Genomic DNA, 24,034 nt, shown 5'->3' on the forward strand with positions numbered 1-24,034 from the left:
ACCAAAGGGAAATGATGGATACCAATAACTCTCAAATCGAGTCCACCAGCGGTGTGACCTCGGCTGAGGCTCAGAAGGTGCGCAAGCGCCGCAAGCTTCGCCGTACTGCTGCCGGCGCACTCGCTCTGACCATGGGCCTCACCGGTGCCGGCATCATCGTGAATGCTGTCACCCCAGATGCTCAGGTTGCCACCGCACAGCTTGACGATCAGGCACTCATTCAAGAGGGCAAGGACCTCTACGACGTTGCTTGTATCACCTGCCACGGTGTGAACCTCCAGGGTGTGAAGGACCGCGGTCCTTCACTCGTCGGCACCGGTGCCGGTGCAACCTACTTCCAGGTGCACTCCGGCCGCATGCCGATGCTGAGCAACTCCGCTCAGGCCCCACGCAAGACTCCTCGTTACTCCGAGCAGCAGACCCTCGCCCTTGCCGCATACGTTGCAGCAAACGGTGGTGGCCCGGACATCGTGTGGAACGAAGACGGCTCTATCGCAATGGAGTCCCTGCGCGGTGCGAACTACGACGGCCAGATTGATCCAGCCGATGTCGCTCGCGGCTCCGATCTGTTCCGTTTGAACTGCGCTTCCTGCCACAACTTCACCGGCCGCGGCGGCGCACTGTCCGGCGGTAAGTACGCGCCTGTCCTTGACCCTGCCAACGAGCAGGAGATCTACCAGGCAATGCTTACCGGCCCACAGAACATGCCAAAGTTCTCTGACCGTCAGCTCACCCCGGACGAGAAGAAGGACATCATTGCTTTCATCAAGGCTTCCAAGGAAACCCCAAGCCCAGGTGGCTGGAGCCTCGGCGGTCTCGGCCCAGTTGCTGAGGGCATGTTCATGTGGCTCGTTGGCATCGTTGTCCTCGTGGCAGCGGCACTGTGGATTGGATCTCGTTCATGAGTAATAACTTTGATAAGCAGTACACCGCCAAAGAACTCGACTCCATGAGCAACGAAGAGCTTGCTCGCCTGGGTACTGAGCTTGACGGTGTGACCGTTGCATACCGCAAAGAGCGTTTCCCAATTGCTGGCGATCCTGCCGACAAGCGCGCTGCTCGCGGTATCAGCATCTGGTTCGGCATCGGCATCGTTGCCGCCATCGCATTCCTCGCGATCTACCTCTTCTGGCCTTGGGAGTACAAGGGGCACGGAGATGAGGGCCTCTGGCTCTACACTCTCTACACCCCATTGCTCGGCCTTACCTCTGGCCTAGCCATCCTGGCACTTGGCATTGGCGCAGTCCTCTTTGTGAAGAAGCTCATCCCAGAAGAGATCGCAGTGCAGCGCCGTCACGACGGTCCGTCTGATGAGGTTGACCGTCGTACCATCGTTGCCCTCCTCAACGATTCCTGGAACACCTCCACCCTTGGACGCCGCAAGCTGCTGAAGTCCCTCTTGGGCGTTGGTGGCCTGCTTGCTGGCCTCGTGGTGATTGCTCCGCTTGGCGGCATGGTAAAGAACCCATGGCGTAAGGGCGAGCTCGGTATTCAGGGTGATGGCACCCTGTGGACCTCCGGCTGGACCCTCACCGAAAAAGGCGTGAAGGTCTACCTGGGCCGCGACACCGGTGCAATCGCCGAGAAGCACGACACCTCCGTGGGCTCCCACTACACCACCCAGGGCGTTTCCCGCTTGGTGCGTATGCGCCCAGAGGATCTGGATGCAGCCTCCATGGAGACCGTCTTCCCGCTTCCTGCGGACCTGGTCAACGACGGCGAGAACTACGATTCCAGCGCAGTGGTTTACGAGGAGCACATGCACTCCATCCACGGTCCACGCAACGCTGTGATGTTGATTCGCCTCCGTGCCCGCGATGCGGCTCGCGTTGTTGAGCGCGAGGGTCAGGAAGACTTCCACTACGGCGACTACTACGCCTACTCCAAGATCTGCACGCACATCGGCTGCCCAACCTCCCTCTACGAGGCGCAGACCAACCGCATCCTGTGTCCGTGCCACCAGTCGCAGTTCGACGCATTGCGTTACGGCAAGCCAGTCTTCGGCCCAGCCGCCCGCGCACTGCCTCAGCTACCAATCACCGTTGACGAAGAGGGTTACCTCGTCGCCGCAGGCAACTTCATTGAGTCTGTTGGCCCGGCATTCTGGGAGCGTAGGTCCTAATGAGCAATAAACTGGCCGAAATCGGCAACAACATCGACTCGCGGTACACCGCCGCAGCCGGCATCCGCCGCCAGATCAACAAGGTCTTCCCGACCCACTGGTCCTTCATGCTCGGCGAGATCGCACTCTACAGCTTCATTATTTTGCTGCTGACCGGTGTGTACCTCACCCTGTTCTTCGACCCATCCATCACCAAGGTGATCTACGAAGGTGCATACCTTCCACTTAACGGTGTGGAAATGTCCCGCGCATACGAAACCGCGCTGAACATCTCCTTCGAGGTTCGCGGCGGCCTCTTTGTCCGCCAGATGCACCACTGGGCAGCACTTATGTTCATGGTCTCCATGACCGTGCACATGCTGCGCATCTTCTTCACTGGTGCGTTCCGACGTCCACGTGAGGCAAACTGGATCATCGGCTGTGTGCTGCTGCTGTTGGGTATGGCAGAAGGCTTCATGGGCTACTCCCTGCCTGACGACCTCCTCTCCGGCGTGGGTCTGCGCATCATGTCCGCAATCATCGTTGGCCTGCCAATCATTGGCACCTGGCTGCACTGGCTGATCTTCGGTGGCGACTTCCCATCCGAGATCATGCTCGACCGCTTCTACATTGCACACGTTTTGATCATCCCAGGCATCATCCTCGGCCTGATCGCAGCCCACCTGGCTCTCGTGTGGTACCAGAAGCACACCCAGTTCCCTGGGCCAGGCCGCACCGAAAACAACGTGGTTGGCGTTCGTATTCTCCCGCTGTTCGGCCTCAAGGCCGCAGCCTTCGGTCTGATCACTGCTGGCGTGCTTGCCCTGATGGCTGGTCTGACCACCATCAATGCGATTTGGGTCCTTGGCCCTTACAACCCAGCACAGGTCTCTGCTGGTTCCCAGCCAGATATCTACATGCTGTGGACTGACGGTGCAGCTCGTGTGATGCCAGCGTGGGAGCTTTACCTGGGCAACTACACCATCCCAGGTGCATTCTGGGTGGCCCTGCTCTGTGGTCTCCTCGTTGCACTGCTGATCGGTTACCCGTTCATTGAAAAGAAGATCACTGGTGACGACGCACATCACAACCTGCTGCAGCGTCCACGCGACGTACCAGTTCGCACCTCCCTTGGTGTGATGGGTATTGTGTTCTTCTTCCTGATCACCCTGTCCGGTGGTAACGACCTCTTCGCTTACCACTTCCAGGTGTCACTGAACGCAATGACCTGGGTTGGACGTATCGGCCTGATCGTGCTGCCACCACTGGCTTACTTCATCACCTACCGCATCTGCCTCGGCCTGCAGCGTAACGACCGTGAGGTCCTCGAGCACGGCATTGAGACCGGTGTAATCAAGATGCTGCCAAACGGTGCGTTCATCGAGGTTCACCAGCCACTCGGCCCTGTGGACGAGCACGGTCACCCAGTGCCACTGCACTACCAGGGTGCTCCAGTGCCAAAGCAGATGAACCAGCTCGGCTACTCCGGCCACCCAGGCCGCGGCTCCTTCCTGAAGCCAGACGCCCCGGAGATCGCCTCCAAGGCTGCTCAAATTGAGCACGATAACCACCGTGAAGAGGTTGAGATGTACGAAAACCTCCAGAAGGCGAATCGTGCAACCGACGAGGAGAAGGGCCACTAGGCCAAGCGGTTCTCTCCAAACGGTCTCGAATACTCAAGCGCCGGCCCTCAAAGGGCCGGCGCTTTTGTGTGCACGCATCAACTTCCGTACGCTGCAACCGCCACAAATAACAACGATGTGAGCAGAGTCACAGGTCAATGTTCTTGGCAAAGGAGCTGGCCCCTGCGGACAAGGATGTGCCGCTATTCCTGAGAAAACTAAACCGCGAAGGCCAACCTCAGGAGGCGTGGGGAAGCAAAGTCTCTCGGTTTTCTCAGGTAACTACTTCTGAATTGCCATGACATGACGGTTTAGATAACGGCGGTGTAACAATTGGAAATCGGCGTGGTAACTAGACATCGCCGTTGTGGTTTCGTAACCTAATCGAGACATTCAAAGCAATCCGCTTGGGATGCTTGAACAACCAAGAACGCAAGACGCCGTTCCTTACTCCTCTAGAACGCCCTTGGAACTGGGAAGCACGATCAGGCCAAGTGTGTAGGGGAGAGTAACGGAGCCGCTCGGTATCAAGGGCCCGAAAGGGTTTGTGTGGGCCGAGTTGGTAGGCGCGATGAGATTTGGAGATTTTTGTGGCTAAGCACCGTAAACCAAGCAACAACGTTGCCCGTAACGCAGCGGCAGCCTCCGCTGTAGCAATGGGCGCATCTGCAGTCCTTGCAAACCCAGCACAAGCTGCTGAAGTTGTTGTGCCAGGTACTGCAATTCGCTTTGAAGTGGCCGGTATTGAGAACGTTCAGGGCATTCAGACCGTCCCAGGCGTTGAGCAGTGGATTCCTTCCCTGGGTCAGCAGGCCGGGGCTAACTACAACGCTGCCGTCACCGGCCCAGTTGTGCAGACCCCTTCCACTGGTCAGGCGATCGTAGATATTGCTCGCACCAAGATTGGTTCCCCTTATGTGTGGGGTGCAGCAGGTCCTAATGCTTTCGATTGCTCTGGCTTCACCACTTGGGTGTACCAGCAGGTTGGCAAAGCTATTCCGCGCACCTCCTACGCGCAGGCAGCCGGTGGCGTGAAGGTGTCCCGCGATCAGCTCCAGGCTGGCGATATCGTGGCCTTCTACTCCGGCGCATCCCACGTTGGCATCTACACCGGCCACGGCACCGTGATCCACGCGCTGAACTCCAGCACGCCGCTGTCCGAGACCCCAATCGACTACATGCCGTTCCACTCTGCCGTGCGCTACTAAGTGTGCACGAACCATGGCAATAGCATGGCAATAACCGCGCGAGCGGTGGCAGTCCCTCTCCCTGCCAGGAGGGGGACTTTTTGTTCGTTTAGTCGCCGTCCTTTCGCCTCATCACGCTAGTCACACTAGCCACAGTGGTCACTGTTTTGCTGGGCAATGTTATGCGTAGCGCGCACTGCGTTTATAGTGTGTACGTTCATGATTTTCTTAGTTTGTTAGTCTTGTGGCTGATCTCTTAGCTGCCCCACCCCCAGGAATGTTTGTGAAGTTTTCCCGCGTTCTCCTCGTTGCCGCTACCTGCACTGCATTGGTGCCCATTACTTCCGTCACCATGGTGTCTCATGCTCAAAACATCGAGGAGCTGATCGCATCTATGGAAACTATTTCCACGGAAGCGGGCGCCAAGAATGAGGAAGTCAAGCAACTCGAAATTGACCTGGAGACCAGCGGGCAAGAGGTTGCGGAATTGAGCGCTCATGTGGCTCAAGCTACGGATCAAGTGAATGCGGCAATCGTCGAGCAGGAGGCGTACCGCTTTGAGGTGAACCGCATTGCCTCTGCGAAGTATCGCGGTGCCACTATTGACCCGCTCACCAACGCCATTTCCGCGGAGAATCCGCAAAACGCTCTTGACCGTGCGGCGTACATGACGCTCCTTGGGGACAAGGCAAATAGCGCCCTGGCGCAGCTCACTGAGGCGCGCGAGGAAGCCGTGGAGCGCCGCGGAGAGCTCACCCGCGCGAAGGCTCGTGCGCAGCTCAAGCAGTTGGATCTGGAGGAGCGCAAGAAGGAACTCCTCACCCAGCAGGAGGAGCTTGAGGCGAAGGCCCGTGAAATCCAGGAGAAGGTGAGCGCCCTCGGCCCCGCAGAACGTGCGCTGTGGGAAGCGAAGAACGGCCCGGTTGAATATTCGCTTGCTGGTGTTACCGGTTCCAACGCAGCGGGCATGGAGGCCCTCACTGCGGCAATGACCAAACTGGGTTCCCCGTACTCCTGGGGCGCAATCGGCCCAGACGCCTTCGACTGCTCGGGCCTGGTGTTCTGGGCGTACCAGCAGCAGGGCAAGACGCTCCCGCGCACCTCCCAAGCGCAGATGGCGGGTGGTACTCCCGTGAGCCGCGCGGAGCTGCAGCCTGGCGATGTGGTTGGCTACTATCCAGGTGCCACCCACGTCGGTATCTACGCGGGCAACGGCATGCTCATCCACGCGTCTGACTACGGCATTCCCGTCCAGGTTGTTCCTGTAGACTCCATGCCGTTCTACGGCGCACGCCGTTACTAGTCACCACCAACGCCACCGCGGGTACCGACGGCGCGGCGTGGCAAAGCACTCAAGGAAGGCAGGGCTGCAGGCATGGGCAAAGTGCTGCTTGTCACCAATGACTTCCCACCCACCATCGGTGGGATCCAGTCCTACCTGCGCGATTTTCTGACCACCCTCGATCCCGCTGATGTGGTGGTGTTTGCCTCCACGCAGGATTCCGCCGCTGCACGGGAATATGATGCCTTGTTGCCCTTCCCGGTGGTTCGCTGGCCGCGAAAGGTGATGCTGCCTACCCCGGCGACAGCAAAGAAGATGGCGCAGCTCATCAACGACTTCGGGATTGACACGGTGTGGTTTGGAGCCGCAGCTCCCTTGGCGCTCATGGCGAAGGCTGCGCACAAGGCAGGTGCGCGCCGCGTTGTTGCCTCCACTCATGGGCATGAGGTGGGGTGGTCCATGCTGCCGGGGGCCCGCCAGGCGTTGCGGTTCATCGGTGAGCACACCGATGTGATCACCTACATTTCCGGATATACGCTGCGGCGGTTTCGTCGGGCGTTCGGCCCCAACGCCTCGTGGGCGCACTTGCCTTCCGGCGTGGATCCGGAGCGCTTCGCCCCCTTGCCCACTGGACAGCGCGAACGGGTGCTCGCAGACCTCAAGGCTCCCAAGGAGGCGCCGCTCGTGGTGTGCGTTTCCAGGCTGGTGCCCCGCAAGGGCCAGGACGCGCTGATTCGCGCGCTGCCTCTCATCCAGGAACGTGTACCGCAGGCGCAGCTCGTGCTGGTGGGGCAGGGGAGCTATGAACAAAAGCTACGGCACATGGCCAGCTCTAGCCCGAGCGCCGATTCGATTCGCTTCACAGGCAGGGTGAGCGAGGAGGAAATGGTGTCCTGGCTTCAGGTGGCAAGTGTTGTTGCCATGCCGTGCCGGACCCGTGGCTGGGGTCTGGACGTAGAAGGTCTGGGGATCGTGTTCCTGGAGGGACAGTCCTGCGGCGTTCCCGTGGTTGCCGGTGATTCCGGTGGGGCGCCGGAAACTGTCACAGAATCCAGTGGTGTGGTGGTCGACGGCAGGAACGTTCCCAAGGTGGCCGCGGCGGTGGCGGCGATTCTGGAGGATCCCGCCCATGCGCAGGCAATGGGCGCGGCCGGGCGAAAGCATGTGCTGGGGGAGTGGACCTGGGAAGTGATGGGCGCCCGCCTGCGCGCCTTGCTGAGCAATTAATCCAACAGCACTTGCTATACTGACAAGGTTGTCTGCATTTTTGCAGGTCAAGTGAGCAAGTGAAGGCGGATCCATGACCACCATGACCACCATGTCTAGCAAAGTCCCCACGGGGCAAAGCCTCACTGAGGGGCAAAGCCTCACGGTGGGAATTGACATCGGCGGTACGAACATGCGCGCTGGGGTTGTGTCGCCGCAGGGCGAAATCCTCGATTCTCGCCAACGCCCCACGGAAAGCACCACCGAGGCCTTGGACAAAGGCATCGTTGAACTCGTGGAGCAGTTGCAGCGAGAGTACCCGGTGGAAGCTGTGGGAATTGCTGTGGCGGGCTTTTTGGATCCGGAGTGTGAAACGGTGCGCTTCGCGCCGCATCTTCCGTGGCGCGACCGACCAGCGCGAGCAATCCTTGCCGAGAAGCTGGGGCTGCCGGTGCGTTTGGAGCACGACGCCAACGCCGCGGCGTGGGGCGAGTATCAATTCGGTGCGGCCCAGGGTGAAGACAATTGGGTGTTGTTCGCAATCGGTACCGGGATCGGGGCCACGGTGATGACCGGCGGGGAAATCTATCGCGGCGCGTTTGGCACCGCCCCCGAGTTCGGCCACCTCACGGTGGTGCGCGACGGCCGTGAGTGTGCCTGCGGCAAGCGCGGTTGCCTTGAGCGCTACTGTTCCGGCACCGCACTGGAAACCTCGGCACGTGAGATCTTGGCGGCGTCGGAACGCCCCTCCTCCCTTCGGGGGGTCTCCCGTTTGAGCGGGAAGACCGTGATGGAGCACGCTCGCGCCGGTGATCCCTTGGCGCTGGAGGTGTTCGCGGAGTTTTCCTCGTGGCTCGGCCAAGCGCTGTCCATTGTGGCAGATGTGCTGGACCCGGGATTGATCCTGATCGGGGGTGGCCTCTCCGACGCGCAAGATCTTTATTTTGAGCCCGCTCGAAAGGCCATGGCGCAGCAAATTGTGGGGGCGGGGTATCGCCCTTTGCCGGACGTTTCGGTAGCAAAACTGGGCGGTGATGCGGGTATGATCGGAGTATCTGATCTTGCCCGCGGGCTGCTCTAGCGCATGCCATAGCACCTGTGCTTCCACCCTCTGGGCAAGGCGGCCCACACACCCCTGCCGAGGACCAGCCGAGGAGCGCACGATGCAGCAAAACAAGTGGTACTGGACGTTTAAGCACATCCTGGTGGGGCCGCTGTTACGGGTGTACAACCGGCCAGAGATCATTGGCGCACACAATATTCCGGCAACGGGTGGGGCGCTGCTGGTGTCCAATCACCAGGCCGTGATGGATTCCTTTTACCTGCCGCTGTTGTGCCCACGCCAGATCGTGTTCCCGGCGAAGAAGGAGTACTTCACCACCGAAGGCGCGGTGGGCAAGCTGCAAAAGTGGTTCTTTAGCTCGGTGGGGCAAATCCCCATTGACCGTGACGCCCCTGATGCCATGGATAAGCTCCTCGCCGCGGCAAAGAGCGTGCTGGACGCAGGCGAGGTCTTTGGCATCTACCCGGAGGGCACCCGCTCGCCAGACGGCCGCATCTACCGCGGCAAGACCGGCATGGCGCGCATTGCGCTGAGCAACGAGGCGCCGGTGGTGCCGGTTGCCATGATCGGCTCCCGAAACGCGAATCCTATCGGTTCCTGGGTGCCTCGCCCGGCAAAGGTCATTATCAAAGTGGGGGAGCCTATCGACGCGCGCGCGTGGGCAGCGGAGCAGGGTTTTGCCCCGGACTCACACGAGGCGGTGCGCGGCTTCACCGACAAGATGATGCATATTCTCGCTGAGCTCGCGGGGCAGCCGTATGTGGACATGTATGCCGCGGACGTGAAGGCCTCCCTCGAAGCCGGCAAGGGCTATCCGGAGGGCGCGCGCTGATCAGGCTGGAGCTGGGGTTGTAGGTGCCCGCCAACCGCCACACAGCACCACCGCGGGCACCGCTACGAGCAGCGCCAGGGTGAAGAGGATGTAGGCCTCGGATAGCACAAGGGCGGTGCTGGGAAGCCAATGTGGACCCACGCCGGCGATCAACGCCGTGAGCCCGCTGACTGCCGCCAGCGCTCGGGCCCGCCTACGACCCCGCCCTGTAGCCCAATAGCGCTGTGCAAGCGCACCCGTATAGACCAACAGAATTGCCATCCACACCCAGTGGTGTGACCAACTCACCGGCGAGCACAACAGCGCCACCGCAGCGTTGGCAAGCAGCGCTGCCGGGAAGGCGCCGCGCCGCACGAGCAGCAGCATGACGATTACCACCAGCGGTATCAACCCAAGGCTCAAGCCCAGCCAACTCGCCTCAGTAAGCTGCGGATTCCTTTGTAAAAATCCCTCAAAAGACTGGTTGGTCACCCACGCGAGGCCACCGATTCGCGATGGCTCGCGCACCGTCTCCATCCAGTACTCCCGTGAAGTCTCTGGAGAAATCACCCACGCCAGCGCGCTGCACAACACTCCCGAAGCAACAGCGTAAGATGCCGCCTTCCATTGCTTGCGCACTAAGAAATACAGCCCAAATACTGCCGGGGTGAGCTTGATCGCTGCCGCAATGCCAACGCCCACGCCTTGGAATTTGCCGAACAACCCCGAACCATCTTTGCCGTGGAGGGTGTCCACCATCACCAGCCACATGAGCAGCACGTTGATCTGCCCGAAGCCCAAGGTCTCGCGCACGGGTTCCAAGAAGAGCAGCGGCATGGTGATGACAGCGGCCAGTGTGCCTGCACGAGGCGTAGTGGTACCGACGTGCGCCAGCGTGAGCCGCACACAATGCCACAGGGCGGCCACGGTTGCCAGGGTAAACAAGGTGCTGCCGAGTTCCAGGGGGATCACTGCAAGCAGGCTAAACAGTAGGGCGGCAAATGGGGGATAGGTGAACGGTAGGTTGATCCCGGCTACGGAGTACAACTGTGAATACAGCGGTTCGCCTGCGAGAAATGCTGCGCCGCCGTGGCGGTAGACGTCGTAGTCAATGTGATAGCGGATCAGGGGGAGATCCTCGCGCCAGAATGAGAGGGGGTCGATGACCCACAAGCACAGTGCAACTACCGCAAGGGGTACAACGAGGAGCCCAAAAGCGGTGTTGAGGCGAGGGACACTGGCGTTCATGATGTGGTTGAGCGTAGCAAACGGGCGGACGCGAGGGACGCGAAAAGGGGGTGTACTCTTGGCTTCCGAAAGCTCTTGCTGCAAACAACGATTGGGGAAGGTCTGTGCGCTATTTTTATGACACCGAATTCATTGAGGATGGCCGCACGATCGACCTTGTTTCAATTGGCATCGTGGCTGAGGACGGCCGAGAATACTATGCGGTGAGCACAGACGCCCAGTTGGGGAAGGCGAATCGATGGGTGCGTGAAAATGTGCTGGACAAGCTCCCGAACCCTTCCAGCGATGTGTGGCGTAGCAATGAACGCATCCGCTCAGATGTGCTTGCCTTTCTTACAGATGCCCCAACCCCGCCACAGTTGTGGGCCTGGGTGGGTGCGTATGACCATGTGGTTTTGGCGCAGCTTTGGGGGGACATGGCGGGCCTGCCAAATGCGATCCCGCGCTATACAAGGGAGCTGCGCCAGTATTGGGAGATGGCGGGGCGCCCAAAGCTACCGGAGTTGCCCGCCGGCAACCATGACGCCCTCGTGGACGCCCGCCACAACTTGCGCAAGTTCGAGGTGTGCGCGCGCGTCTTGCCATTGAACAAGAGGGGCGCGGTGTCGCGGTAACTGCCTGGCGCTTCACAAAGCACGGAGTGGGCAAACGCTTGTTTTAATAGGGTTTTTTGGGGTAATGGCACCAAAATTAATTGCGTGCTATGAATATGGGTGTGAGTTGGACAGTAGATATCCCCAAAGAAGCGCTTCCTGATCTCCCTCCTTTGCCTAACGGCATTCAGGAGCGATTTGAGGATGCAGTCGCACGCGATGCAAAGCAGCAGCCGAGCTGGGACCGTTCCCAGGCTGAGTATGTTCGCAAGATCCTGGAGTCTGTGCCGCCAATCGTGGTGGCTTCTGAAGTGCAGAAGTTGAAGGCTCAGCTTGCGGATGTTGCAGAAGGTCGCGCCTTCCTGTTGCAGGGCGGTGACTGTGCTGAGACCTTTGAGTCCAACACTGAGCCACACATCCGCGCAAACATCAAGACGCTGCTGCAGATGGCAGTGGTCCTCACTTACGGTGCTTCCACCCCGGTGGTGAAGATGGCCCGCATCGCTGGCCAGTACGCAAAGCCTCGTTCCTCGGACATTGATGAGCACGGCTTGCCAAGCTACCGTGGAGACATCGTCAATGGTGTGGAGGCAACGGAAGAGTCCCGCCGCCACGACCCCGCCCGCATGATTCGCGCGTACGCAAACGCATCCGCTGCGATGAACCTGGTTCGAGCACTCACTACTTCCGGTACCGCAGACCTGCACCGCCTGACCGAGTGGAACCGCGAGTTCGTTGCTTCCTCCCCAGCGGGTGCCCGTTACGAGGCACTTGCCCAGGAGATCGAGCGCGGCCTGCGCTTCATGGACGCTTGTGGTGTAGACGATGAGACGCTGCGTGCAGCAGACCTCTACGCTTCCCACGAGGCCTTGGTGGTGGACTACGAACGCGCAATGCTGCGCCTGGCAAAGGACGAAAAGGGCGAGCTTGCCCTGTACGACCTCTCTGCACACCAACTGTGGATCGGCGAGCGCACCCGTGACATCAACGATTTCCACGTAAACTTTGCCTCCATCATTGCCAACCCAATTGGCATCAAGATTGGTCCGGGTATTACCCCTGAGGAGGCTGTGGCCTACGCGGATAAGCTCGATCCAAACTTCGAGCCAGGCCGCCTGACCATGGTGGCGCGCATGGGTCACGACAAGGTCCGCACCGTGCTCCCAGGCATCGTGGCTGCCGTTGAGGCGTCCGGTCACAAGGTGATCTGGCAGTCTGACCCAATGCACGGCAACACCTTCACCGCGTCCAATGGCTACAAGACTCGCCACTTTGACAAGGTGATCGATGAGGTTCAGGGCTTCTTCGAGGTCCACCGCGCCCTGGGTACTCACCCAGGTGGTATCCACATCGAGTTGACCGGTGAAAACGTCACCGAGTGCTTGGGTGGCGCAGAGGACATTACGGATGTGGATCTGCCAGGCCGCTACGAGTCCGCCTGCGACCCACGTCTGAACACTCAGCAGTCTCTGGAGCTCGCGTTCCTCGTTGCTGAGATGCTGCGAAACTAACCCTCTAGACCACCCTCAGGCGGATGGTGGAGCCTGGCTCCGCCCTTCCGCCGGATGGGGATTGCCACAGCACCCGCTCTGTTCCGTCAGGCGAGGTGCTGTTTGTGATTTCTACGCTAAACCCGGCATCCTCGAGGCGCTGCACGGCCGAGTCGAGCCTGCTACCTATGACCCTGGGCACGTCGACAAGCCCCGCGAGATTCAGCGTGACCCGTGCCTGCGATGGGTCTACCAGGGTGCCTTCGCGGGGTCTGAGGGAAGTGACTTCGTCGGCGCTCGAGCCGCTTTCGGAATCTGCGCGGGCTACGCCTTCCACCACGATGCCGGCTTCGGCGAGGGCGGTGGTGGCTTCTTGGCGGGTCATGCCGACGACGTCGGGGATTTCCACGGCGGTGGAGATTTCCAGGGTCACCTTGGAGCCGCGTGGAAGCGTGGTGCCTGCCGCGGGGACGGTGCCAATGGCGTTTCCGCCCTCGGTTTCCGCATCAAACTTGCGGGTGACGTTCACGTCCAAGCCCTCCTCTTCCAGGGCTTTGAGCGCATCCTCTTCGCTGAGCTGCGCGACGTTCGGAATGGTGGTGGGTGCAGGGCCCTTTGAAACGGCAACGCGCACCTCGGAATCTACGGCAACGGTGCTGCCAACGGCGGGTGAAGTACTGCTCACGTACCCCGCCGGCACATCATCCGAGTACTCCTCCTCCGCCTCCACGGCGCGAAGCCCATACTGGCTCAGCACGGCGGCGTAGCTTCCAAAGGTGTCCTGCGCGCTGAAGCTAGGCACCTCGGGTTGGCCCAGCGACACCAGCACCGTCACCTCGCGCCCGCGAACCTGCCGCTCGCCCTCGCTCGGGACGGTGCCAACCACCTGCGTCTCGGGAACTTCGTTGCTATACACGCTCTCCGTGCTCGCGCTGAACCCAGCTTCTTGGATCACGGCGACGGCCTCCACCTGGTCCATGCCCAGCACCTGTGGGATCTCCCCGTAACGCCCCGAGCCGAACCACCACGCGCCCACGGCGATCGCGGCGGTGAGGAGCATCACGAATAGCGACCAGAAAAACGTGGCCGCCTTCGAGCGGTTCGTCACGGGTTTGCTCTGAACAGGAGCGGGGACGGGAGCGGGGGCGGGGGCGGCAGGCACGGGAGCATTTCCGACGCCCACAGGCGCCACAGGTGCAGGGGGAGCGACTACGTGCGGCTGCACCGTCGTTTCAGCCACAGGTGCCGGTTCAGGCGCCGGTTCCGGAGTGGGTGCGGAGGTGGCTTCTGTGGGTGCTTCTGTGGGTGCGGAGGTGGCTTCGGCGATGTGTTTGGTCACCATCGTGGCATCTTGTAGCGGCACCACGGCGGTGTGTTCGCTTGCGGCGGCATGCTGCGGGATGGGGATGGTGTAGGCGGGAAGACCGAGCTCTTGGCTCACGTCCTCGAGTGCATTGAGGAACTCGCCGGCGTTGGCAAAGCGCTCGCTGGTGTCCAAGGAGGTAGCGGTGGCCACGAGTTCGTCGAACAGCTTTGGCGTGCCTGGTGTGAGGCTGCTGGGCTGTGGCACTGGGGTGTGCAGACGCTGGTAGGCGTGGGCGAGTTCGGTGTCTCCGGCAAAGGGGGTTTTCCCGGTGAGGAGCTCAAACAGGAGGATGCCCGCGGAGTAGACGTCGGAAGCCGGCCCGATTTCATCCCCATTGACCTGCTCGGGGGAGAGGTAGGCCACGGTGCCCACGATTTGGTGCCCGGTTGCCTGCGCGGCGGAAGCTGCGCGGACCAAGCCAAAGTCTGTGAGTTTTACCAGGTGGTCCTGGTTAATCAGCGCGTTATCCGGCTTAATGTCGCGGTGTACCAATCCTGCGCGGTGGGCCACTGCAAGGCCCGTGAGAATGTCACGCATTACGGCTGCCGCGGCGTGCGGTGGCAGCGGGCCGCGTTCCGCGAGCAGTTCGCGCAGGGTGCCGCCGTGGATGAGCTCCATGATGAGGAAGATGTGTTCGCCTTCTGCGTTGAAGTCGTACACGCCCACGATGTTGGGGTGGGTGAGGTTTGCCATGGAGAGAGCTTCCCTGCGGAATCGCTGGGCAAAAACGGCGTCACCGGCGTAGCGTGCGTCCATCACCTTGGCGGCCACGAGGCGCCCCAATCGGGTGTCGGTGCAACGGTACACAGTGGACATGCCGCCACGCGCAATCGGTGCTTCGATGCGGTAGCGGTTTTCCAAAAGATCGCCGGACTGTAGAAATGCCATGCCTCCCAGTATGGACGATCCTCAAGGGTTGGTGTGAAATGTGCGCTAGATTAGGTGGCGTGAGTTCAAAGTTTCCACCGCATACTGTTTTGCCCGAAGGTGAGCCAACGCTGACCGTTGCCGATTACGCTGAGCGTTTGGGCGTGCCCGTAACCCGCGTGTTTGATCAGCTCGGCGAGCACAAAATCCTTGCGGTGCTCGAAGACGGCGTCAAGAAGATTCCCAAGGCCTTCATTTCCGCCAAGTCCACCACCAACCGTTTTGTCCCCGGCGTGATCGCCTTGCTTTCCGACGGCGGTTACACCGACGCAGAGATCCTGCAGTACCTCTTCACTGAGGATGAAACCTTGCCGGGAAGGCCTATCGACGCGCTGCATGGCCACCTTGCAAGGGAAGTCATGCGGCGCGCCCAGGCATCTGCTTTCTAAATTTCCAAGCGGCGAGCTTAGAAGTCCTTCATCTTCTCCACCCACTCAGGGTTTGGCTCGGTGGGCTCACCCTTTTCGTTGTAAAGGTAGAAGCCCTTACGGTCTGCCTTGCCAGAGAAGCCCTGTTCGATTGCCTCTTTGAGAAGATTGCCGAACTTAATTTGGGCGGGGTCCTCGGAGTTGATTGCAATGTGGGAGGCTACGTTGAATCCCACGGTGTCGTAGGCAGTGAATGGGGCAACGCGGGAGCCTGTGGCAATGCGCCACGCCTTATCAATTTCCTCTGGGGTGCCAACGCCATTGACGTAGAGTTCAGCACCCGCGAACAGCCAGGGGATGAGCAGCGAATTGAGGATGTAGCCGGGGGTTTCCTTGTGCACATGCACGGGAACCATGCCGGTTTCCTCGGCGTAGCGGATAGCGTCCTGCACTGCCTCGGGGTCTGTGGCCTCGGTACCCATGATTTCCGCGGTGTTGCGCAGCCACACGTTGTTTGCGTAGTGGATGGCCAAGAACCGTTCGGGGGAGCCGCTGGCATCGGCGAAGTCGCTCGGGAGGAGGGAGGAGGTGTTGGTTGCCAGCAGGGTGCGGCTATCCACCAATTCGCCAACCTCCTGCCAGGTCTTGCGCTTGAGGTCAAGGTTTTCGGGGACGGCCTCGATGATGAGGTCGGTATCGCCGACTGCCTCCTTGAGGTCCGAGGTGGGGGTGATGCGCTCGACTGCGGCCTGGAAGGCTTCGTCACTGTAGTCGTCCAGGTCGCGGGCGTAGCCTTGGCGGATAAACTCCCAGCGGTCGGGGAGCTTTTCTAGAGCGGCGGGGAATGGGTCGTAAGCGATCACGTTCTTGCCGTGCCATGCCGCTTGCATCGCGATCTGGGAACCAAGAACGCCGCTGCCCAAAACGGTGACGGTGGTAAATGTGCGTGCCATGATCGTGCTCCTTTGTAGGGTCTTAAGAGATATCTGGTGGATATAACCTGTACGCTACTCCAGATAGCACAATCGCATAGGATTGTTTTCACTCAGGCATGAATGTTTTGTTGATCTGACAACAAAACTTCCCGCTTTTCCTGCTTCACCGTAATGCACATCGCCGCGACGAAGCCCAAAAGTGCCCAGATGGTCATCCAGAACGGCTGGTAGAGCTGGTGATTGCCGCTGCCCGTAAACGCCATGCCGATCGCCACACTCAGAATGATGGCGATCTGCTGGACCCTCTTGCTTGGCGCGATAAGTCCCAGCAGCGGCAGGATGCTGGCGTAGTACCAGGGGAGGGTTACGGCGTTGAAGAAGAAGGCCACCAAGTACGCAACCGCGGTGCCGCGCAGCGCCTGTACCTGCGAATTGCGGCCCCACCACCATGCCGCCACACAGCCAAGGGCCATGAGTCCCATGGATACCGTGCGAGTGACCTGCAGAACGCTGTTATAGGGGAACGGTTCAACAAACAGCGATCCCACCTGACTGACCAAACCCGCAAACAGGGAGGGGAATGCCAGCGGATTGATCACCTTGGAATTGCCAGTGAGCGCCGCGATCCACCCCCAGGAAGCCCCAGAAGCATAGGTGATCAGGGCGAGCATCGCGATCGTGAGTGCAGCACCACTGAGCGCGTAGGCCATAAACCAACCGAACGTGCGCTGCTTGTGCCGCCGGACTGCAATCCACACCACAAATGGCAAGCTGAATGCGGCGGTAACCTTCAGGGCCATTGCTACCGCGATGACTGCCACGGCGGGGTAGAAGCGCCCACGCAGCGCCCAGTACAAGCCGAGCATCACTAGCCCCACCATCATGGATTCATTGTGCATGCCGCCCACCAGGTGGAACACCATCACCGGGTTGGCAACGCCTAGCCACAGCGCCCACACGGGGTCCATCCCGAGGTGTTTCGCAATTGCGGCCACACTCCAGGCAATCAAGGCAAAACCGCCCACGCTGAGCACCTTGAAGATCACCACACCAGCAGTGATGTTGTCCCCGGTGACGCTGGTGATGGCCTCGCCCAGCCACAGGTGCAGCGGACCGTAGGGAGTGGTGGTGTTGCGCCAGTCCTGAGAAACCTCGGTGAGCAGCGGACCGGGGTTCACTGCGGGGCCTTGGGTGTAGGCGTCAAAGCCGTCGCGCAGCAAGGTGCCCTGCATGAGATAGGAGTAGATATCCCTGGACATGATCGGCGCCGCGAACACCAGCGGCACCACCCACCACAGGAGCACGCGGCGCATCTGATCTAATGCGTAGCGCTGTATCTGCACCCCGAGTGCGATCCAGGCCAGCACAAACAGCAAGGTGCCCAGCCACAACGTGACGTTGGAAATGCCGGCTCCATGGCCGAACTTCAGGAACTCCAGCCCCAGGAACTCCAGCACACCGCCGCTTTGGCGGATCGCACCGCCGCCGAAGGACCCCAAAGCAACGAGCGTTGAGGCCACCACGCCCAACTTCACCGGGTCAATTGCCGCAAACAAGCTGCGCACCCGCGCCATCAATCTGTCCATGCTATGCCTGCCGCTTCGTCATCCGCTGTGCCAATTCACGCAACACCTCGCGCACAGCGGCGGGGATCGATGCCTGATCAAGACGGTTCAGGCCGCGTTCCACCAAGGAGTCAATCTGCTTCTCGACGTGCCCCGGCGCCCCAGTGTCCCAGATGAGCTGGGCAAGTGCGGTGATCTCCTCGGGGGTGCTTACCGATCCCACACCCGTGCGGATCTGGGCTGCGAGCTCGGGATCTTCCTGTGCCGCCGTTTGCACGGCCTGCGCCACCAATACGGTGCGCTTGCCTTCGCGAAGGTCGTCGCCGGCGGGCTTGCCGGTAATTTCCGGGTCTCCAAATACACCGAGCAGGTCATCGCGCAGTTGGAAGGCAATGCCGATATCCTCGCCAAAACCACGCAAAGCGGCAATCGTGGTTTCTTCGGCCCCGGCAATCGCGGCGCCAATATGCAACGGGCGCTCGATGGTGTAGGCGGCGGTCTTAAAGCGGTTCACCACGGCCGCCTTTTGGGGGTCGTCGCTCCCGGCGGCCTCCAAACTAATGTCCAAGAGTTGCCCCCCAATTACCTCGGTGCGCATCGCCCGCCACGCCGGCAAGCAGCGGCGGAGAGCATCGGGGCTCAGTCCCGCGGTGAGGAACATGTCATCTGCCCAGGAAAGCGCGAGGTCACCCACCAGAATCGCCACGGAAACGCCGTAGTGGGCGGAGTTTCCCCGCCAACCCCGCTGCTCGTGGAATGCCTGCGCGCTGCGATGGACCGTGGGCTTCCCGCGCCGGGTGTGGGAGGAATCAATGATGTCGTCATGGATGAGTGCGCAAGCCTGAATCAACTCCAGTGCGGAAATCGCGCGCAGCACGGCGTCCTCATCCTCAACTGCCGCTGCTTTCAGAGAAGCCAACCCCGCCTGGTAACCCAGCCACGCGCACATTGGACGCACCCGCTTGCCGCCGTCCAGCACAAAACGCTCCAGCAACCCAGCGGCCTCCTCAACTTCAGCACCAAGCTTGGCAACCTCGGGGCGGCGCTGGGTAAACATTGCCTCTAAGTGTGCCTGCACGCGCTGGATCGGGAAGTCACTGCGGGCCTTGGCCGCGTCGGAAGAAGCTGGGTTGGGCACTGTAGTCCTTTCAAGAGTCCCGCGAAGGGCTTTCATATCCCTTCCTATCCCTAGCAGTCTAGCGGTTGGGCTGCGCTGGTCGGCCTTGCACGAGAGAACGCCGCTGGCGTGCGGAAAAATTTATTCACCTCGAGGGGGCGCTGACTGAGGGAACCGCGCTCGTGCCCACTACACTCATTGGGCATGCAGGAACACGCGGAACACAAGCCACGAGCGGCATACCAGCGCGCCATCACGGATGTTATTGCCTCGCCAAGCCCAGGCAGGATCCCTTTTTCCGTGGAGTTTATGCCCCCACGTGACGACGCCGCCGAGCAACGCCTCTGGAAGGCGGCCGAGGCATTCCACGACCTCGGTGCCGCGTTCGTGTCTGTCACCTACGGCGCCGGCGGCTCCAGCCGGGAACGCACCATGCGCATCGCGCAGCGCTTGGCGCAGTACCCGCTCACCACATTGGTGCACCTCACCTTGGTGAACCACACCCGCGAGGAGCTGCTGGAGATTTTGCGCGGCTATGCGTCGGCGGGCCTATCCAACCTGCTCGCCCTGCGCGGTGACCCACCAGGGGGCGACCCCCTGGGGCCGTGGACCCCAACCGAAGGCGGTTTAGACTACGCCGCGGAACTCATCGAGCTCGTCCGGGCAACGCAGGAAACGGAGCACTTTGAGGTGGGCATCGCGGCCTTCCCGGAAGGGCATTTCCGCGCGCCTTCGCTGGAGGCGGATACCGAGTTCACACTGGCAAAACTGCGCGCCGGGGCGGAGTTTTCTATCACACAGATGTTTTTTGATGTGGACTACTACCTGCGCTTGCGTGACCGACTCGCCGTCGCTGACCCCGAGCACGGTGCCAAGCCCATCATTCCGGGGCTCATGCCGATCACCAGCTTGCGGTCTGTGCGCAGGCAAATCGAGCTTTCTGGGGCAACGCTTGGCAAGAAGCTCGAGGAACGCCTCTACGCCGCGGCTGCTGGTGACGAAGAAGCGAACGCGCAGGAGATTCGCAAGGTTGGCATCGAGGTGTCCACTCTCATGGCCGAGCGTCTCATCGCCGAGGGCGTGCCTGACATTCACTTCATGACCATGAACAACGCCCGCGCCACCCAAGAAGTGCTCCACAACCTGGGGATGGCGCCCGCCTGGGGCACTGCTTACGGCCACGACGCCGTCCGCTAAACCACTTTTCCCAACACCGCAAAGGGCCGCGCATCGCCGGTGAACAGGAAATTGCGGAGCACATCCTGATAGCCAAAGCTGCGGTACAGGTGAAACGCCCGGTTGCTTTCTGCTGGTACTTCCGGGGTGGAAAGGAGGATTGCCGACGCGCCCTGGCGCTGCTCTACTGCAGAAAGCAGGGCGCGGCCAAGGCCCAAGCCCTGAAATGCGGGGCTCACATGGATTTCTGCCAATTGCAGGTAGTTGTCCAAGATCCGCTGTGCGGGTGAGTCTGGTGTGAAGCGTTCACGCCCATATTGCTCGCGGATGCCCCGCCGTAGTTGCTGATCCCACCAGTGTTCGCGCCTGCCCAAAAACCCATAGGCGATGCCGGCGGGCTGGGAGTCCACCAAGGCACAAAAGCCCACAAAACCCTGTTCGAGCACTGCCCGGCGCCAGCTTTCAATGGCATTGCGCTTGAAGCTTTCCTGGTAGCCCATCGCTTCCACGTAGATGTCCACAAACGTGGGGACATGCGTGGAGAACTCCACGCGGCTTAATGCCACAATGGTGAATTCTTTGGAGCTGGGGCACGTCACGCTCTCAATGGAACCACTTTTTCATCAATCACACACGCGTATTGCCCGTTTGGGAATCCGTTGAGTTCGAAAAGACTGTTCCAAATTTCGAACAGATGTACTAAGATGGTGGGTAGTTGAGAGGTTGTGTGTCAGGGGCTGTGCATAGAGTCAGGGGCCATACGGATCCACCCAATGGATCTAGTTCGAACAAATTGCAGAAACCTTGAAAGGAGTGACCCCCAAATGTCTACCATCGTCTCCGCAACAACCAGTGCCATGCGTGGCGGAAATGGTGCAAGTAAGAAGCAGCGGCTTGTGGTCAATGCTGAGTATTTGCTCGCGGAATCCTCCAAGAGCTTGCAGGCGGGGGATCAGGTCTGCGCCTTTGACTACGCCTATCAAGCCTCACTGCGCCTCGCCGGAGCGAGGATTGCGGAATCCCCGGTGGCCAAGCGAGTGCGTAAGCCTTCGGGTGCCTGGGATCAGCTCCGCATGGTGGATGCCCAAGCTGCCCAGTGGGCGGACGTATTTCAGCCGTATTCCCAAACCCACCGGCGCATGATTTCTGGGCTGAGCCACACTATGACGGCCGAGCGAATCTTGGCCTTCCAGTACAAAGTTTGGGAGTTCCACGCTGAACTCACGGGAATGCAGGAAGGTCCGGTTGCCGCCTAGGTGGCAGGTGGTTTGTGCTGTGGTTTCACCAATTTTCGCCACCATGGGAACTTTCCTATTAGTGTGGGGGTTATTAGGAGTGAATGGCACCCAAAAACTTGGGGGAATACACAGCACAACAGGAGGTCCAAGGTGGCACTTTCAGAGCAAGAGCGCCGCGCGCTGCAAGAAATCGAGCGCTCCCTGCTTGCCGATGACCCAAAGTTCGGTGCAAGCGTCAAAGCGGCAGAGGGTACCGGGGGAAGCGGTGCCCTCACCCTACGGGGCGTAGCGGTTGTCGTCATCGGTCTGGTGATGCTCGTGGCTGGCGTCGCGTTGGCTCAACAATCCCTGGCCTTCATCGGCATTAGCATCGCCGGGTTCTTGGTGATGCTGGCCGGCGGCATTTGGATGCTCAAGTCCGGTGGGGGTGCCTCGGGTGCCGCGGCGAATGGCCAGGGAGCGTCCCTGTACCCAGCAGGCGGAGGTGCTCGAGGCTCGCAAACGAAGCAGTCCTCAAACGGCTTCAGCTCCCGCATGGAGGAAAACTTCAGAAAGCGCTTTGAGGAGTAACGAGCGCAGGAGCGCAGGAACGCATCATCGAAAGGCAGGCGGAAACGCCTGCCTTTTCTTATGCCCAAACGATGCTCCCCACTTTGCCCCACATTCCCCACTTTGCCCCACCCGATGTTTCCTTTCCTGTTCACGGGATGAACCACTGGGATTGCTGAAGTGCAGTGTGACTTATGTTCCAGGCGTTTCAGTTCGGCGCACAGTCCGCGGTGTATAAGCTGCCCCACTGGCAGAGAACTCACAGAACTGCAGGCAAAGCTAAGAAAAAACTGCAAAAATCTTTTGAGAAATCCGGTGCCGCCTATTGTAGGTGGGGCAAAGTGGGGTATTGTGGGTCGCAGTGACGGCGCTGCTCCATGCAAAGGGGGTCTGTGCGGTTACTGCAGGAACATCCAAAATCTGGAAAAACACTTCAGTCCTCTGTGCACGGGTTCTGCGGTTGTCATGAAAAGGAGGTGCATGTGCCATGTTTTTGGGCACCTACACCCCCAAACTTGATGACAAAGGCAGACTCACCCTTCCCGCGAAGTTTCGCGATGACCTCGCGGGGGGACTCATGGTGACAAAGGGGCAGGACCACTCCCTGGCCGTGTATCCGCGTGAAGAGTTCACCGCGCGTGCACGGAAAGCGGCGGCGGTTTCTCGCACCAACCCTGAGGCACGTGCCTTCATCCGCAACCTGGCTGCCAGCGCGGATGAGCAACGCCCAGATAGTCAGGGGCGCATCACGCTTTCTGCGGCGCACCGTGAGTATGCGGGCTTGACCAAGGAGTGCGTGGTGATTGGTTCAGTGGATTTTCTCGAAATCTGGGATGCCCAAGCCTGGGAGCGCTACCAGTCTGAGACGGAGGCCTCGTTCTCCACCGCAGACGGTGAGTTCCTTGGAGACCTGCTCTAAACACAACTGCATTCAATGCTGGTGTTCGTAAGGACTCTGCTCGAAGCCTTGCGTTCTGGTGTACTTCCCCGACATCAGAAAGCGCTTCGGGTAGGGCTCTATGCACACCAGCCTCGCACCACACCGAGCGCACTCACATGAAAGGGGGGACGGCGCGCATGTCTCAACAGCACGAACAGCAACCACAGGAACAGCCGCAAGCTGCTGAAGCAGCCGTCTCCTACGACATCCAAGAAAACCAAGGCCACGTCCCTGTGATGCGTCAGCGTATGGCGCAGCTCATCGCCCCGAAGGTTGAGGAGCTCGGTGAGAATGCCGTGATTTTGGACGGCACCCTTGGGGCCGGCGGACACACCGAATACTTCTTGCGCACGTTTCCCCAGGCCAGCGTGATTGGCTTGGACAGGGATACGGATTCCCTGGCCAAGGCGAAGAAGCGCCTGGAGGGTTTTGGGGACCGCTTCTTGGGGCTGCACTGCCGCTTTGATCGCTTTGCGGAGCCCCTCGAAGCAGCGGCAGCAACAGCAGGTAAGGCCCGTCCGGCGGCCGTCGCCTTGGAGTTGGGCTTCGCGGGTGCGCTTTTTGACCTGGGCGTTTCCTCCATGCAGCTTGACCAGGTGGAACGCGGTTTTGCGTACCGGGTAGACGCACCGTTGGATATGCGGATGGACCCCACGCAGGAGCTCACCGCGGCGGACATTCTGAACACCTACAGCCACGGCGAGCTGGCCCGCATCCTCAAGACCTATGGTGATGAGCGCTTTGCCGGCAAGATTGCCACGGCGGTGCTCAAAGAGCGCGAGCAAGAGCCTTTCCACAGCTCAGCGCGCCTAGTTGAGTTGCTTTACCGGGTGATTCCCGCGGCCACCCGGCGCACCGGTGGGCACCCAGCGAAGCGCACGTTCCAGGCGCTTCGCGTGGAGGTAAATCGTGAGCTTGAGGCTATCGAGCAGGTTGTCCCCGAAGTGCTGGGGCGGCTCGTAGAGGGCGGCCGCGCGGTGTTCATGAGTTACCAGTCCTTGGAAGACAAGATCATCAAGCGTCACTTCGCAGAGGCCTCCACTGCGAAGACTCCGCCCGGGTTGCCCATGGATCTGCCGGGTATGGAGGCCAAGTTCAAGCTTGTTACCAGGGGCTCGGAAAAGGCCTCGGCGCAGGAGATTGAGGAAAACCCGAGGGCGGCATCAGTGCGGGTGAGAGCAATTGAAGCACTGCAACCCCCAGAACGTATCAGCACAACCGGCACCACCAACACGACTTACGGAAGCTAG

Annotated in this window: 22 protein-coding genes; 16 read left to right on the forward strand and 6 right to left on the reverse strand. The window is 60.5% G+C overall.

Features of this window, described 5'->3' with window-relative positions:
• Positions 1-11: 11 nt before the first annotated feature.
• The 8 genes from qcrC to NQ018_RS00565 all read left to right on the forward strand — a co-directional run bounded on the left by qcrC (position 12) and on the right by NQ018_RS00565 (position 9,293).
• The gene (gene qcrC / locus NQ018_RS00530) at positions 12-905 is read left to right on the forward strand and encodes a cytochrome bc1 complex diheme cytochrome c subunit (protein WP_257057460.1); all 894 of its coding nucleotides are present in this window, start codon (positions 12-14) and stop codon (positions 903-905) included.
• Positions 902-2,122, forward strand: coding sequence for a cytochrome bc1 complex Rieske iron-sulfur subunit (gene qcrA / locus NQ018_RS00535; protein ID WP_257038012.1), 1,221 nt, complete (start codon positions 902-904; stop codon positions 2,120-2,122). Before qcrC ends, qcrA begins: the two co-directional genes overlap by 4 nt.
• Positions 2,122-3,744 (forward strand): cytochrome bc1 complex cytochrome b subunit, encoded by a 1,623-nt coding sequence (qcrB, locus tag NQ018_RS00540; protein WP_257057462.1) that lies wholly within the window; start codon positions 2,122-2,124, stop codon positions 3,742-3,744. The genes qcrA and qcrB overlap by 1 nt, the downstream gene beginning before the upstream one ends.
• Positions 3,745-4,313: 569 nt before the next feature.
• Positions 4,314-4,931, forward strand: coding sequence for a C40 family peptidase (locus tag NQ018_RS00545; protein ID WP_257038014.1), 618 nt, complete (start codon positions 4,314-4,316; stop codon positions 4,929-4,931).
• Between the two features lie 256 nt (positions 4,932-5,187).
• Complete coding sequence (locus NQ018_RS00550; RefSeq protein ID WP_373566877.1) at positions 5,188-6,213, forward strand: NlpC/P60 family protein; 1,026 nt, start codon at positions 5,188-5,190, stop codon at positions 6,211-6,213.
• A gap of 72 nt (positions 6,214-6,285) precedes the next feature.
• The gene (locus tag NQ018_RS00555) at positions 6,286-7,419 is read left to right on the forward strand and encodes a glycosyltransferase family 4 protein (RefSeq protein WP_257057464.1); all 1,134 of its coding nucleotides are present in this window, start codon (positions 6,286-6,288) and stop codon (positions 7,417-7,419) included.
• An 82-nt stretch (positions 7,420-7,501) separates the two neighbouring features.
• A complete protein-coding gene (locus NQ018_RS00560; RefSeq protein ID WP_373566878.1) occupies positions 7,502-8,479 on the forward strand; it encodes an ROK family protein in 978 nt (325 codons plus the stop codon).
• A gap of 82 nt (positions 8,480-8,561) precedes the next feature.
• Positions 8,562-9,293: a lysophospholipid acyltransferase family protein gene (locus NQ018_RS00565; RefSeq protein WP_257057467.1), complete on the forward strand. Its 732-nt coding sequence runs from the start codon at positions 8,562-8,564 to the stop codon at positions 9,291-9,293.
• Here the strand turns inward: NQ018_RS00565 and NQ018_RS00570 are convergent, their stop codons facing one another.
• Positions 9,294-10,520 (reverse strand): glycosyltransferase 87 family protein, encoded by a 1,227-nt coding sequence (locus NQ018_RS00570; RefSeq protein ID WP_257057469.1) that lies wholly within the window; start codon positions 10,518-10,520, stop codon positions 9,294-9,296.
• Positions 10,521-10,624: 104 nt separating this feature from the next.
• Here NQ018_RS00570 and NQ018_RS00575 point away from each other — a divergent pair, with 104 nt between their 5' ends.
• Positions 10,625-11,134 (forward strand): polyadenylate-specific 3'-exoribonuclease AS, encoded by a 510-nt coding sequence (locus tag NQ018_RS00575; RefSeq protein ID WP_257057473.1) that lies wholly within the window; start codon positions 10,625-10,627, stop codon positions 11,132-11,134.
• Positions 11,135-11,235: 101 nt separating this feature from the next.
• Complete coding sequence (locus NQ018_RS00580) at positions 11,236-12,624, forward strand: class II 3-deoxy-7-phosphoheptulonate synthase (RefSeq protein WP_257038020.1); 1,389 nt, start codon at positions 11,236-11,238, stop codon at positions 12,622-12,624.
• 4 nt (positions 12,625-12,628) lie between these two features.
• Here NQ018_RS00580 and pknB read toward each other — a convergent pair whose 3' ends face one another.
• Positions 12,629-14,857, reverse strand: a complete 2,229-nt coding sequence (gene pknB / locus NQ018_RS00585; protein ID WP_257057475.1) for a Stk1 family PASTA domain-containing Ser/Thr kinase — start codon at positions 14,855-14,857, stop codon at positions 12,629-12,631.
• 38 nt (positions 14,858-14,895) lie between these two features.
• Here pknB and NQ018_RS00590 point away from each other — a divergent pair, with 38 nt between their 5' ends.
• Positions 14,896-15,285, forward strand: coding sequence for an Rv2175c family DNA-binding protein (locus tag NQ018_RS00590; RefSeq protein WP_257057492.1), 390 nt, complete (start codon positions 14,896-14,898; stop codon positions 15,283-15,285).
• A 17-nt stretch (positions 15,286-15,302) separates the two neighbouring features.
• Here the strand turns inward: NQ018_RS00590 and NQ018_RS00595 are convergent, their stop codons facing one another.
• From NQ018_RS00595 to NQ018_RS00605, 3 genes are all read right to left on the reverse strand, one after another.
• Positions 15,303-16,217: a 3-hydroxyacyl-CoA dehydrogenase gene (locus tag NQ018_RS00595; protein ID WP_257038023.1), complete on the reverse strand. Its 915-nt coding sequence runs from the start codon at positions 16,215-16,217 to the stop codon at positions 15,303-15,305.
• A 92-nt stretch (positions 16,218-16,309) separates the two neighbouring features.
• Positions 16,310-17,785, reverse strand: a complete 1,476-nt coding sequence (locus tag NQ018_RS00600) for an alpha-(1->6)-mannopyranosyltransferase A (RefSeq protein ID WP_257057495.1) — start codon at positions 17,783-17,785, stop codon at positions 16,310-16,312.
• Between the two features lies 1 nt (position 17,786).
• Positions 17,787-18,821, reverse strand: coding sequence for a polyprenyl synthetase family protein (locus NQ018_RS00605; RefSeq protein ID WP_257057887.1), 1,035 nt, complete (start codon positions 18,819-18,821; stop codon positions 17,787-17,789).
• Positions 18,822-19,085: 264 nt separating this feature from the next.
• Between NQ018_RS00605 and metF the strand changes: the two genes are divergently transcribed.
• Positions 19,086-20,078, forward strand: a complete 993-nt coding sequence (gene metF / locus NQ018_RS00610; protein ID WP_257057498.1) for a methylenetetrahydrofolate reductase [NAD(P)H] — start codon at positions 19,086-19,088, stop codon at positions 20,076-20,078.
• Here the strand turns inward: metF and NQ018_RS00615 are convergent.
• Complete coding sequence (locus NQ018_RS00615; protein ID WP_257057502.1) at positions 20,075-20,656, reverse strand: GNAT family N-acetyltransferase; 582 nt, start codon at positions 20,654-20,656, stop codon at positions 20,075-20,077. The two genes, metF and NQ018_RS00615, sit on opposite strands and share 4 nt — an antisense overlap.
• Before the next feature lie 225 nt (positions 20,657-20,881).
• Here NQ018_RS00615 and NQ018_RS00620 point away from each other — a divergent pair, with 225 nt between their 5' ends.
• The 4 genes from NQ018_RS00620 (at position 20,882) to rsmH (ending at position 24,034) form a co-directional block, all read left to right on the forward strand.
• Positions 20,882-21,313: an SAV_6107 family HEPN domain-containing protein gene (locus tag NQ018_RS00620; protein WP_257057504.1), complete on the forward strand. Its 432-nt coding sequence runs from the start codon at positions 20,882-20,884 to the stop codon at positions 21,311-21,313.
• 132 nt (positions 21,314-21,445) lie between these two features.
• Positions 21,446-21,865 (forward strand): SCO2097 family morphological protein, encoded by a 420-nt coding sequence (locus tag NQ018_RS00625; protein WP_257038028.1) that lies wholly within the window; start codon positions 21,446-21,448, stop codon positions 21,863-21,865.
• Between the two features lie 466 nt (positions 21,866-22,331).
• On the forward strand, positions 22,332-22,763 hold the full coding sequence (gene mraZ, locus NQ018_RS00630; protein ID WP_257038029.1) for a division/cell wall cluster transcriptional repressor MraZ: 432 nt from the start codon (positions 22,332-22,334) through the stop codon (positions 22,761-22,763).
• Positions 22,764-22,921: 158 nt separating this feature from the next.
• On the forward strand, positions 22,922-24,034 hold the full coding sequence (gene rsmH / locus NQ018_RS00635) for a 16S rRNA (cytosine(1402)-N(4))-methyltransferase RsmH (protein ID WP_257057505.1): 1,113 nt from the start codon (positions 22,922-22,924) through the stop codon (positions 24,032-24,034).

This window comes from Corynebacterium kozikiae, assembly GCF_024580965.1.
GTDB classification, from domain to species: Bacteria; Actinomycetota; Actinomycetes; order Mycobacteriales; family Mycobacteriaceae; genus Corynebacterium; species Corynebacterium kozikiae.